This is a genomic window from Streptomyces sp. CWNU-52B (genome assembly GCF_047444975.1).
Lineage (GTDB): Bacteria > Actinomycetota > Actinomycetes > Streptomycetales > Streptomycetaceae > Streptomyces.
Genome location: NZ_JBLFJV010000002.1, coordinates 106125 through 118528 on the forward strand (window position 1 = coordinate 106125; position 12404 = coordinate 118528).

Genomic DNA, 12404 nt, shown 5'->3' on the forward strand with positions numbered 1-12404 from the left:
GCCCCGCCCCCGGGTTCTGAGGGGCGCGGTCACGAGAAGGTGACCGGGAGGTAGACGTCGTACGAGCGGTTGCCGCTGCCCGTGTGGTCGGCGCGAGTCACGACGGCGCAGTCGACGTCCGTGCCGCAGACCTGCCCTGCGGCGATCTCCGGGTGCACGTGCACGCTCACGGTGAAGGAGCCGCCGGTGCCGTACGTGGAGCTGTTCGCGACCGTGCCGCCGCCCTGGTCCGACACCCAGTGCGAGGCGCCCGTCGTGCCCGACTGGTCCGCGCCGCCCAGGCAGGGGGTGGGCCGGGAGGTGTACGTCGACGGGTCTCCCGGCACGACGCCTTCGGGGATCACGCACAGTCCGACGTAGACGCCCTGGAGCGTGTTGTAACCGCTGCCGGTGACGCTGATGTTCTGCCCGGCGGCCGAGAGGCTGTCCGGCGCGGTGAGCGACAGGTCGTACGTCGTGCCGCCGACCGTCGCGGACCGCGTGACGGTGGCGGCCGAGGCCGAGGTGGCGAGCCCGACCGTCAGCGCGGCGGCGGTGGCCGAGGCGGCGGGGATACGGGCGGCACGGGAGAACAGGGCGGATCTCGTGGGTAGTTGGCCCTTTCGGTGACGAGAACCACCTGGGTAAGGTGAACCTAAGTTGAGGGTCAATGGATCGTCAACCCAGGCACAATTCGGGTAACGACGCGAAGATGTGTTGTGATCATGCCAAGGTGCGGGTCACCATGCGCGCATGCCGACGCCCCGAGACCGTGCGCGCAGCCCGGGAGACGCCAGAAGCACGGGAAACACACGACGCACGAGAAGCACGGGAAAACTGATCGCCTTCGCGATCGCCCTGGTACTGACCGTCGTGTCCTGCGGCGGTGATTCCGACGACGCGGATTCAGGCAGCGGTACGGGCGGGGGCGGCAAGGGGCTGGAGAAGTCGAGCGTCACCGTGGCCGCGCTGCCCCTGGCGGACAACGCGACCCTCTACCTCGCGCGGGACCGCGGGCTGTTCAAGAAGGAGGGGCTGGAGGTGAGGATCCAGCCCGTCCAGCAGAGCATCCAGGCGCTGCCCGCCCTGTCGAAGGGGCAGGTCGACGTCATCGCGAGCGCGAACTACGTCACCTTCCTGCAGGCCCACGAGAAGGGCACCCTGGACCTGCGCATCCTCTCCGAGGGGGCCCGCGTCGCGCCGCACATGATGGACGTACTCGTGGCGAAGGACTCCGACATCCGCAGCGTCGCCGACCTCAAGGGCAAGAAGGTCGCCGTCAACATCCTCAACAACATCCAGTCGCTGACCCTGAACGCCATCCTCGGCCGACAGGGCGCGGGCCGCCCCGAGTACCGGCAGATCGCCTTCCCCCAGATGGGGGCCGCCCTGGAGAAGGGGCAGGTCGACGCGGTCCACGCCGTCGAGCCCTTCGACAGCGCCATCCAGAAGCAGCTCGACGCCCGCGTCCTCGTCGACGGCGGCGCCGCCCCGGTGGAGTCCATACCGATCAGCGGATACGTCACGACCGGCGACTACGCCGCCGAGAACCCCAAGACCGCGGCGGCCTTCCAGCGGGCGATCGCCGGGGCGGCGCGGATCGCCACACAGGACCAGGACGCGGTACGCGCGGAACTGCCCAAGTACACCAAGGTGACCGCGGACGAGGCCGAGTCGCTCCGGCTGCCGGCCTATCCGCAGACCTCGGACGTGTCCCAACTGCGCCGCCTCACCGAACTCATGAAGGAGCAGGGCCTGTTGAAGAAGGAGATCGACCCGGGAACGTTGCTGGTCAAGTAGGGGGGCCGGCACGTGACGGGACGACTCGTCGAGCGGCGGACGGCACCGGCCGCGGAGCGGAAGGCATGAGGCGGAACGGGTGAGGCGCGGACAGGAACTGCTGCTCGGAGCGCTCGGAGTGCTGCTCGCCTTCGGCGGGTGCGAGGCGGTCAGCCGGGCGGGTCTGGTGCGGCGCAGCTATCTGCCGCCCGCCTCCGACGTCCTGGCGCGGGCGGTGGAGCTGGCGGGTGACCAGGTCTTCCTGACGGGGGTCGGCGCCACCGTGCGGGCCTGGGCCCTCGGACTCGCCCTCGCCTGCGCGATCGCCGTACCGCTCGGCCTGCTGCTGGGCAGCGTGCCCGTCGTCGGTGAGGCGGCGCGCGCGATCGTCGAGTTCCTGCGCCCCCTGCCGTCCGTCGCGCTGATCCCGCTGGTGTCCCTGCTGCTGGGTTCCGGTACGGAGACGAAGGTCGCGCTCATCACCTACGCCTCCGTCTGGCCGATCCTCTTCAACACCGTCTACGGCCTGGGGGAGACCGACCCGCTGGCCAAGGACACCCTGCGGGCCTTCGGCTTCGGCCGGCTGTCGGTGCTGCTGCGGGTCGAACTCCCCGCCACCGCGCCCTTCATCGCCGCCGGCCTGCGCATCTCGGCGGCGATCGCCCTCATCCTGGCCGTCGCCACGGAGATCCTGGCGGGCTTCGGGGAGGGGCTCGGCATCTTCATCGCCCAGTCGGGACTGGCGACGGACGGCACGCGGGACGTGCTGGCCGGGGTGGTCTGGGCCGGGGGCCTGGGGCTGGTCATCAACACCGTGCTGGTGTGGGGCGAACGGAGGCTGTTCCCCTGGACGCCGGAGCACCGGGGGGAGTGGTGAGGCCTATCGCCCTCGGGGGCTCCGCCCCCGGACCCCCGTTGCGCAGTTCCCCGCGCCCCTTGAAGGGGCGCCGCCCCCGGAAGGAACGCGCATGAAGCGGGGTGAGGCGGCGCGCGGCGCCCTGTTGCGGTGGGGCGTGCTCGCCGTGGCCGTCGCCGCGTGGCAACTGGCCACCCGCACCCGCGGCAGCGTCTATTTCCGGCCACCCTCGGACATCGCCCGCCGCACCCACGACCTCTGGTTCTCCGGCCCGCCCCGCCACGTCTTCCTCACCTCCGCCGCGACCGAGAACATCCTGCCCAGCCTCGCCCGTATGACCACCGGCTTCGCCCTCGCCGGGGCCGCCGGCATCGCCCTCGGCACGGCGCTGGGCCGCTCCCGCCGCGCCCACGCCCTGTGCAACCCGGTCCTGCAGTTCGCCCGCGCCGTCCCACCCCCCGCCCTGGTCCCGGTCTTCGTGGTGGTCCTCGACTTCGGCACCCCGATGCAGCTCACCTCGATCGTCGTCAGCGCCGTGTGGCCGGTGCTCATCAACACGGCGGACGGCGTCCGCAACACCGACCCGCTCCGCCTCGACGTGGCCGCGGTGCTGCGCCTGACCGCGGTCGAACGCCTGTGGCTCCTCTTCCTGCCCTCGGCCCTGCCGCGCATCTTCGCGGGCCTGCGGCTGAGTCTTTCGCTCTGCCTCATCCTCATGGTCTTCTCGGAACTGCTGCCCGGCACGGCCAACGGCATCGGCTTCACACTCACCGACGCCCAGTCGCGCTCGGACCTGCTCACCGTGTGGGCCGCGCTGGTGCTGCTCGGCGCACTCGGATACGTACTCAACACGGGCCTGTTGGCGGTCGAGAAGCGACTGCTGGGCAGAGGGAGGCAGGCATGAGGCCGCAGACGGACCCCGACGAGCGGCGCGGGTGAGCGGCCCGGATGCTGCGCCTCGACTCGCTCGGTCAGCGGTACGGCGACCACTCCGTCCTGCACGACATCACGCTCACCGTCCCCGACGGGCAACTCCTGTGTGTCGTCGGCCCGTCCGGGTGCGGCAAGTCGACGCTGCTGCGGACGGTGGCGGGGCTGCTGCCGGTGCGGGAGGGCACCGTCTCCGTCGACGGGACGCCCGTCACCGGCGTGCCGGACCGGCTGGCCGTCGTCTTCCAGGACTACGGACGCTCCCTCTTCCCATGGCTCTCGGTCCGCGAGAACGTCGCGGTCCCCCTGCGGCGGCGGGGGCTCGGGCGGGCGGAGCGACGGGCCGCGGCCGAACGGATGCTGGAGCGGGTGGGCCTTCCCGGCGTCGGACGCCGGCACCCCTGGCAGCTCTCCGGCGGGATGCAGCAACGGGTCGCCATCGCCCGCGCGCTGGTGTGCCGGCCGTCCCTGCTGCTGATGGACGAGCCCTTCGGCTCCCTGGACGCGCAGACCAGGGAGGACCTGGAGGACCTCCTGCTGGAGGTGCATCGGAGCGAGGGGACGACGATCGTGTTCGTCACGCACGACATCGACGAGAGTGTGTACGTGGGGGACCGGGTGGTGGTGCTTTCGGGCGGGCCCGGTTCGCGGGTGGTCCTCGACCTGCCGGTCACGCTGCCCGGCGAGCGCGATCAGATCGCCACGCGGGGGTTGCCGGAGTTCGTCGCGCTGCGGGCGGAGGTGGGCCGCGCGGTCCGCGGCTGAGCCGAGGTTTTCCGCCCCGTTCCCCGCGCCCCTGAGGCAGGTATGCCCAGGGGCGCGGGGAACTGCGCACGGGGGTTCGGGGGCGGAGCCCCTGAGACTGGTCGGGAACGGGAAGGGGCGGCGGGGGCGAAGCACATCATTTCCCCGTGCGAGGCGTGTTACGTCGCCGTTCACGCGATGGTGCGATCATCGCGGCCCACACGGATGCCCGTACACACCCCCGGGTAGGGCCGGGCCATGACGCAGCCGTTCGAACTCCCTCATTTCTACATGCCGTACCCCGCGCGGCTGAACCCCCATCTCGACGAGGCCCGCGCCCACACGTCCGAGTGGGCGCGCGGAATGGGCATGCTGGAAGGCTCCGGTGTCTGGGAGCAGGCCGACCTCGACGCACACGACTACGGGCTGCTGTGCGCGTACACGCACCCCGAGTGCGACGGCCCCGCCCTCTCCCTCATCACCGACTGGTACGTGTGGGTCTTCTTCTTCGACGACCACTTCCTGGAGACCTTCAAACGCAGCCAGGACCGCTCCGGCGGCAAGGCCTACCTGGACCGCCTCCCGCTCTTCATGCCGCTCGACCTGACGACCCCCGTGCCAGAGCCGCAGAACCCCGTCGAGGCCGGACTCGCCGACCTGTGGGCGCGGACGGTCCCCTCGATGTCCATGGGATGGCGCAGGCGGTTCGCCGAGTCGACCGAGCATCTGCTCAACGAGTCGATGTGGGAGCTGTCCAACATCAACGAAGGACGGGTCGCCAACCCCGTCGAGTACATCGAGATGCGCCGCAAGGTGGGCGGCGCCCCCTGGTCGGCCGGGCTCGTGGAGTACGCGACCGCGGAGGTCCCCCAGCAGGTGGCCCGCTCCCGGCCGTTGCGCGTGCTGATGGAGACCTTCTCCGACGGGGTCCACCTGCGCAACGACCTCTTCTCGTACCAGCGGGAGGTCGAGGAGGAGGGCGAGCTGAGCAACGGGGTGCTCGTCCTGGAGACGTTCTTCGACTGCACGACCCAGCAGGCCGCCGAAGCGGTGAACGACATCCTCACCTCACGGCTGCACCAGTTCGAGCACACGGCGCTCACCGAAGTGCCCGCGCTGGCCCTGGAGAAGGGCCTCGACCCGGCCGAGGTCCGGGCCGTCGCCCAGTACACCCGGGGACTCCAGGACTGGCAGTCGGGCGGCCACGAGTGGCACCTGCGGTCCAGCCGGTACATGAACGAGGGGGCGCTGGAGACCTCCCCGTCGGCCGGCGTGCTCACCGGGCCAGGCACCTCCGCCGCCGACATCGGGGCGCTGCTCGCCTCGGCCGGCGCCGAGCGGCTGCGCGCCTACACGCATGTGCCGTACCAGAAGGTGGGCCCGTCCCTGCTGCCCGACTTCTACATGCCGTTCCAGGTCCGCCTCAACACCGGCCTGGACGGGGCCCGGCGGCGCATCACCCCGTGGGCGCACCGCATGGGCATCCTCCAGGAGGGCGTCTGGGACGAGGACAAGCTCGACGCCTACGACCTGCCGCTGTGCTCGGCCGGCCTGGACCCGGACGGCACCCCGGAGGCGCTGGACCTCAGCGCGCACTGGCTCGCCTGGGGGACGTACGGCGACGACTACTACCCGATGGTCTTCGGGCACCGCAGGGACCTGGTGGCCGCGAAGCTGTGCACCGCGCGGCTGTCCGCCTGCATGCCCGTCGACGGCGAGGAGATCCCGCCCCCGGCCAACGCGATGGAGCGCGGTCTCGCCGATCTGTGGCGGCGCACCACGGCCACCATGACGCCGGACGCGCGCCGCACCATGCGGGCCTCGGTGGAGGTCATGACGGAGAGCTGGGTCTGGGAGCTGTCCAACCAGCTGCAGAACCGCATCCCCGACCCCGTCGACTACCTGGAGATGCGCCGCGCCACCTTCGGCTCCGACCTCACCATGAGCCTGTGCCGCCTGGGCCACGGCCCGCAGGTGCCACCGGAGGTCTACCGCAGCGGCCCCGTCCGGTCACTGGAGAACGCGGCGATCGACTACGGGATGCTCATCAACGACGTCTTCTCGTACCAGAAGGAGATCGAGTACGAGGGAGAGGTGCACAACGCCATCCTCGTCGTGCAGAACTTCTTCGGCTGCGACTACCCCCGGGCCCTCGGGGTCGTCCACGACCTCATGACCCAGCGCATGCAGCAGTTCCAGCACGTCGCCGCCCATGAGTTCCCCGTCCTGTACGAGGACTTCGACCTCTCCGACGAGGCCCGCGCGATCATGGAGGGCTATGTGGTGGAGCTGCAGAACTGGATGGCCGGCATCCTGAAGTGGCACTACGACTGCCGTCGTTACGGAGCCGCCGACCTGGCCCGCCGCGCCCACGGCTTCGTACCGGGACAGCTCCCGGAACTGCCGTTCGGCTCCGTCTGGCGGACGCCCTCGACCATGGCCCACTGACCCCGGGCCGGGGGAGAGACACCTGCCGTCACCCGTTCGAGGCCGGCCGCGCCGCGGGCCTCGTACGGGGTGGCGTCCCGTGGACGGAAATGCGTTGCCGTGCCCTTCGCGCGGGACCACGATGGGCCCATGCTGAGCCTTCTCCTCGCCTTCCTCGGCGCCTGCACCCTGATAGCGGCCTCGCCTGGCCCGAGCACCGTGCTGATCATCAGACAGTCGCTGCACAGCAGACGTTCCGGCTTCCTGACGGTGCTGGGCAACGAGACCGGGGTCTTCCTGTGGGGCGCCGTCGCCGCGTTCGGCCTGACCGCGCTGCTCACCGCCTCCGAAGTGGCGTACGACGTGATGCGCGTCGTCGGCGCCGTCGTGCTCGTCGTCTTCGGCGTGCAGACCCTGTGGCGGGCCCGCCGCCCCACGGACGGCGCGGACGACGGCATGACCGGGGAGGGCGGGAAGAGCGGGAAGAGCGGCTGGGCCTCCTACCGGGGCGGACTGCTGATCAACCTGGCCAACCCCAAGGCGGCCATTTTCGCGATGTCCTTCCTCCCGCAGTTCGTGCCCCAGGGCGCCCCGCACCTGCCCGCCATGCTGGGGCTCGCCGCGCTCTGGGCGGTCTACGAGGTCGGCTACTACGGCGTGTACGTGTGGTGCGTGGGACGCATGAGGACCGTGCTGTCCCGGGCCGGTGTACGGCGCAGGCTGGAGCAGGTCTCCGGAGGAGTGCTGCTGCTCCTCGGCGCCCGGCTGGCCCTGGAGAGCTGATGCCGCCGCGGAACCCCGAAGGAACAGAAGCCCGGAAGAGCGAGCCCGGAAGAGAAGACAGCGAGCCGACGCCCGGCGAAAGTGGCGTCGACCGGCTCGCGCCACCCCCACTGTCCGGGCAGGATGCTGCCCGTAGCCCCTTCTGCCCCACGGAGGACCGGATGACCGGTACGCCCGAGCCCTTCACCGCCGCCGACTACCAGGCGCGGATGGAGCGCACCGCACGGACCGCCGCCGAGGCGGGGCTCGACGGCGTGCTCGTCGCGCCCGGCCCCGACCTCGTCTGGCTGACCGGCTACGCGCCGCCCGCGGACACCGAGCGGCTCACCCTGCTGGTGCTCGCGGCCGGACAGGACCCCGTGCTCGTCGTGCCCACCCTGGAGGCCCCCGACGCCGAGAAGGCGGTGGGCGCGCCCGCGCTGACGCTGCGCGACTGGACCGACGGCAAGGACCCGTACGCCACGACCGCCCCGCTCCTCGACGCCGCGGGCCGCTTCGGCGTCAGCGACAACGCCTGGGCGCTGCACCTGCTGGGCTTCCAGAAGGAGCTGCCCGGCACGTCCTACGTGTCCCTCACCGAGGGGCTGCCGATGCTCAGGGCCGTCAAGGACGCCGCCGAACTGGAGCGTCTGGCCGCCGCGGGCGCCGCCGCCGACGCCGCGTACGAGGAGATCCTGAAGGTCGCCTTCGCGGGCCGGCGCGAGTCGGACGTCGCCGGGGACCTCGCCGGTCTGCTGCGGCGGTTCGGACACGAGCAGGTGGACTTCACGGTCGTCGGGTCCGGCCCGAACGGCGCCAACCCGCACCACGAGGCCGGCCCGCGCGTCATCGAGCACGGCGACACGGTCGTCCTCGACTTCGGCGGGCTGAAGCACGGCTACGGCTCCGACACCTCCCGCACGGTGCACGTCGGCGAGCCGACCGCCGAGGAGCAGCGGGTCCACGACGTCGTACGGGCCGCCCAGCAGGCCGCGTTCGAGGCCGTACGGCCCGGGATCGCCTGCCAGGACGTCGACCGGGTGGCCCGCGCATACATCACCGACGCCGGGTACGGCGACCGCTTCATCCATCGCACGGGGCACGGCATCGGTGTCACCACCCACGAACCGCCGTACATGGTCGAGGGCGAGGAACAGCCGCTCGTGCCCGGGATGTGCTTCTCCGTGGAGCCCGGCGTCTATCTGCCGGGCCGCTTCGGCGTACGCATCGAGGACATCGTGACGGTCACCGAGGACGGCGGACGCCGCCTCAACGACACCCCCCGGGACATGGCCGTCGTGAACTGACCACTCCTCAGGAGCCCTCCGGACTCCGGATCCCAACGGCGGACGGCGCGACCATGACCCAGGCAGCGACACCCACCGCGGACACCGTGCGACACCTCGTCCGCTCCCTGCTCCCGGACGGCGGCGGGTCCCGGATCACGCCCGCCGCCGAGGGCGGCGAGCACTTCACCTGGTTCGTGGGCGCCCGCCATGTGCTGCGACTCGCCCCGGACCGCGAGGCCGCCCGCCGCCAGCGCCGTGAACTGCGGCTGCGCGAACTGGTACGCCCCCACATCGGCGTCGCCGTCCCGGTGAGCGTCGCCCACGGCGAGTGGACGGACGGCCTGACGTACACGCTCGACACGCTGATCCCCGGCGGGTCCGGTGAGCGGCGGGACGTCTCCGCCGTCGGCGAGGCCGACCTGGCGGGACTGCTCACCGGACTGCGCGAGGTGCCGGGGCGGCAGGCCGAGGCCCTCGGTGTGCCCCGTGCCACGCCCCGGTCCCTCGAAACGCTCAGGACCGCCGCGGTGGGCGCCGCCGAACGGCTGGCCGCCGCCGACGAGTTCGACCCCGCCCGGCTCCAGCAGCTCACCGCGACCGGCGTCGTGCAGCTCGCCGCGCAGCCGGACGCGGCGTTCCTCGTCCACCAGGGCCTCAGGGGGGAGCACCTCGTGGTCACCTCGGACGGACGGGTCCGCGGTGTCCTCGACTGGTCCGAGGCCGCGGTCGGCGACCCGACCGAGGACATCGCGGGGCTCGCCCTGGCGGTCGGCGCCCCGGCGGCCGTCCGTGCGGCGACCCTCGCCGGTTACGGTGCGCGGCCCTGTCTGCGCGGGTTGTGGCTCGCCCGTTGCGACACCGTGATCCGCCTTGCCGCACGGCTGGGCGGCCGTCACGACGACGGCTCGCTGCCGGTTCTGCGTGCGCAGCTGGGGAGGTCGTGGGAGGCGATCCTGCTGGAGCGGATCACGGACCTCCACGACGATCCGTTGTAGCGCCGGGACATCTGCGGGCCCGGTGGGGGCTGAGCGCGCAGTTCCCCGCGCCCCTGAAAAGCAGGGGCGCCGGGACATCGGCGTGACCAGCCACGACGCACCCGCAGATGTCCCCGCACCCCAGCGGAGCGTCCCGTCACCCCTGGAGAAGCACCACGCACGACTCGGCAGGCAGGTCGAGGAGGCCGTCCGTGCCGGGGGGTTCCACCGGCTCCCACGCGGCCAGGACCCGCGACGGCCGCGCCCCCAGCGGAATCGCCGCGCGCCCGACGCCGAGGTTCACGGCCACCCGCACGTCGCCCCGGCGGAAGGCCAGCCAGCGGGCGTCCTCGTCGTACGCGACCTTGACGTCCGCGAGGTCGGGGTCCGTGAGGTCGGCCTGGCCGTGCCGGACGGCGATGAGTTCCCGGTACCAGGCGAGCACGCGCGCGTGGACGCCCTTCTCCGGCTCGGACCAGTCGAGACAGGACCGGTCACGGGTGGCCGGGTCCTGCGGGTCCGGGATGTCCTCCTCGGCCCACCCGTGCGGAGCGAACTCCCGCCGCCTGCCCCGGCGTACGGCCTCCGCGAGCTCCGGGTCGGTGTGGTCCGTGAAGAACTGCCAGGGCGTGCCCGCCGCCCACTCCTCCCCCATGAACAGCATCGGCGTGAACGGCCCGGTCAGCGTCAGCGCGGCCGCGCAGGCCAGCAGCCCGGGGGAGAGGCGGGCCGCGAGCCGGTCGCCCAGGGCGCGGTTGCCGATCTGGTCGTGGGTCTGCGCGTAACCGAGCAGGCGGTGGCCCGCGACCCGGGTGACGTCCAGCGGACGCCCGTGCCGGCGGCCCCGGAAGGACGAGTACGTGCCGTTGTGGAAGTAGCCCGCCGTCAGCGTCTTCGCCACCGCCGCGAGCGGGGCGCGGGCGAAGTCCGCGTAGTAGCCCTGCGCCTCGCCGGTCAGCGCGGTGTGCAGCGCGTGATGGAAGTCGTCGTTCCACTGGGCGTGCAGCCCGAACCCGTTCTCCGCGCGGGGGGTGATCAGCCGGGGGTCGCCCAGGTCCGACTCGGCGACGAGGAACAGCGGCCGGCCCAGCTCACCGGAGAGCGCGTCCACGGCGGCCGACAGCTCCTCCAGGAAGTGGCACGCGCGCGTGTCGTGCAGCGCGTGCACCGCGTCCAGACGCAGCCCGTCGATCCGGTAGTCGCGCAGCCACGAGAGCGCGCTGCCGAGCAGGAACGCCCGCACGTCGTCCGAGCCGGGCGCGTCCAGGTTCACCGCCGAGCCCCAGGGGGTGTGGTGGGTCTCCGTGAAGTACGGCCCGAAGGCGGGCAGATGGTTGCCCGAAGGGCCCAAGTGGTTGTGCACGACGTCCAGGACGACGCCGAGCCCGAGCCCGTGCGCCCGGTCGACGAAGCGCTTCAGCGCCTCGGGGCCGCCGTACGGCTCGTGCACCGCCCACAGCGACACCCCCTCGTACCCCCAGCCGTGCCGCCCCGGGAACGGGCACAAGGGCATCAACTCGACGTGCGTCACCCCCAGTTCCACCAGGTGCTCCAGCCGCTCGGCGGCCGCGTCCAGGGTGCCCTCCCGGGTGTACGTGCCCACGTGCAGCTCGTACAGCACGGCACCCGGCAGCCCGCGCCCCGCCCAGTCGGCGCGCCAGGCGTACCGCTCGTGGTCGACCACCGCGCTCAGGCCGTCCGGCCCGTCCGGCTGCCGGTACGAGCGCGGGTCCGGCAGGACGGGACCGTCGTCCAGCGCGAACCCGTACCGCGTGCCGTCCCGTGCCTCGGCCTCGCCCGTCCACCACCCCGGGCGCTGCGGATCGGGCTCCAGCGCGTGCGCGGTGCCCGCGCAGTGGAGTGTCGTGCGACCGGCCTGTGGTGCCCACACCTCGAACTGCACGGACGGTTCCCCCTCGTCTGCTCACCGTGATCCCACCGGGTCCCATGGTGCGTCAAACGAGATCAATTCGCCTTCGGATCCTCCCGATCGGACGGCGTAATCGGCCGGACCCGCGGTGCGCACCCCTGTGAGGTGCGGTGTCTTCTGGACACTCCGGCCGCGCTGCCGGACAATCGGCACCGTGACGTCGTCCCCCGAGTTCCACACCTCCTCCGCTCCCGCGCGGTTGTCGGACGCCGAGCGGGACCGGACGCTGAAGGCGCTGCGGGAGGGCGCCGCCCTGGGGAGGCTCTCGCACGACACGTTCGTCCTGCGGATGGAACTCGCGTTCGCCGCCCGCACCTCCGACGAACTGGCCGCGCTCACCGCCGACCTGCGGACCGAGGGCCGCTGGTCACGGCTGCTGTTCGGCACGGTCGAGGCGGTCTCCGGGTTCACCGTGCGGCTGCGCAGGGCCTGGCAGGCCGAGCGGCTGCCCAAACTGCTGCTGCCCCGGCCCGAGCACCGCTACCCGCTGCGCATAGGCCGCGACCCGGCCAGCGGTCTGCGGCTCAACCACGAGACGGTGTCGCGGGTGCACGCCGAACTCACCCGCCAGGGCGGCCTGTGGGTGCTGCGCGACCTCGGCTCGACCAACGGCACCTCCGTGAACGGACGGCGGGTGATCGGCGCCGCCGTCGTCCAGGTCGGCGACCAGGTCAGCTTCGGCCGGATGGCGTTCCGCCTCGCCGCGGACTAGCTTCTGGCGGCCCTGGGGCCGA

General features: G+C 72.3%; 11 protein-coding genes. 9 read left to right on the forward strand and 2 right to left on the reverse strand.

Features of this window, described 5'->3' with window-relative positions; all coding sequences use genetic code 11:
* Positions 1–29: 29 nt before the first annotated feature.
* Positions 30–575, reverse strand: a complete 546-nt coding sequence (locus ACLVWQ_RS01710; protein WP_414106412.1) for a hypothetical protein — start codon at positions 573–575, stop codon at positions 30–32.
* Between the two features lie 157 nt (positions 576–732).
* Between ACLVWQ_RS01710 and ACLVWQ_RS01715 the strand changes: the two genes are divergently transcribed.
* The 8 genes from ACLVWQ_RS01715 (at position 733) to ACLVWQ_RS01750 (ending at position 9761) form a co-directional block, all read left to right on the forward strand.
* The gene (locus tag ACLVWQ_RS01715) at positions 733–1779 is read left to right on the forward strand and encodes an ABC transporter substrate-binding protein (RefSeq protein WP_414106265.1); all 1047 of its coding nucleotides are present in this window, start codon (positions 733–735) and stop codon (positions 1777–1779) included.
* 79 nt (positions 1780–1858) lie between these two features.
* Complete coding sequence (locus tag ACLVWQ_RS01720; protein ID WP_414106266.1) at positions 1859–2635, forward strand: ABC transporter permease; 777 nt, start codon at positions 1859–1861, stop codon at positions 2633–2635.
* Positions 2636–2726: 91 nt separating this feature from the next.
* The gene (locus tag ACLVWQ_RS01725; RefSeq protein ID WP_414106267.1) at positions 2727–3518 is read left to right on the forward strand and encodes an ABC transporter permease; all 792 of its coding nucleotides are present in this window, start codon (positions 2727–2729) and stop codon (positions 3516–3518) included.
* A 44-nt stretch (positions 3519–3562) separates the two neighbouring features.
* Positions 3563–4309, forward strand: coding sequence for an ABC transporter ATP-binding protein (locus ACLVWQ_RS01730; protein ID WP_414106268.1), 747 nt, complete (start codon positions 3563–3565; stop codon positions 4307–4309).
* 237 nt (positions 4310–4546) lie between these two features.
* Positions 4547–6736 carry a germacradienol/geosmin synthase Cyc2 gene (gene cyc2, locus ACLVWQ_RS01735; RefSeq protein WP_414106269.1) on the forward strand — a complete coding sequence of 730 codons (2190 nt, stop codon included), beginning with the start codon at positions 4547–4549 and terminating at the stop codon, positions 6734–6736.
* Positions 6737–6865: 129 nt separating this feature from the next.
* Positions 6866–7498, forward strand: coding sequence for a LysE family translocator (locus tag ACLVWQ_RS01740; protein ID WP_414106270.1), 633 nt, complete (start codon positions 6866–6868; stop codon positions 7496–7498).
* 161 nt (positions 7499–7659) lie between these two features.
* A complete protein-coding gene (locus tag ACLVWQ_RS01745) occupies positions 7660–8784 on the forward strand; it encodes an aminopeptidase P family protein (protein ID WP_414106271.1) in 1125 nt (374 codons plus the stop codon).
* 53 nt (positions 8785–8837) lie between these two features.
* Positions 8838–9761, forward strand: a complete 924-nt coding sequence (locus tag ACLVWQ_RS01750; RefSeq protein ID WP_414106273.1) for an aminoglycoside phosphotransferase family protein — start codon at positions 8838–8840, stop codon at positions 9759–9761.
* Between the two features lie 136 nt (positions 9762–9897).
* Here ACLVWQ_RS01750 and treZ read toward each other — a convergent pair whose 3' ends face one another.
* Positions 9898–11643, reverse strand: a complete 1746-nt coding sequence (treZ, locus tag ACLVWQ_RS01755; protein ID WP_414106274.1) for a malto-oligosyltrehalose trehalohydrolase — start codon at positions 11641–11643, stop codon at positions 9898–9900.
* A gap of 181 nt (positions 11644–11824) precedes the next feature.
* Here treZ and ACLVWQ_RS01760 point away from each other — a divergent pair, with 181 nt between their 5' ends.
* A complete protein-coding gene (locus ACLVWQ_RS01760) occupies positions 11825–12382 on the forward strand; it encodes a DUF1707 and FHA domain-containing protein (protein WP_414106275.1) in 558 nt (185 codons plus the stop codon).
* Positions 12383–12404: the final 22 nt, after the last annotated feature.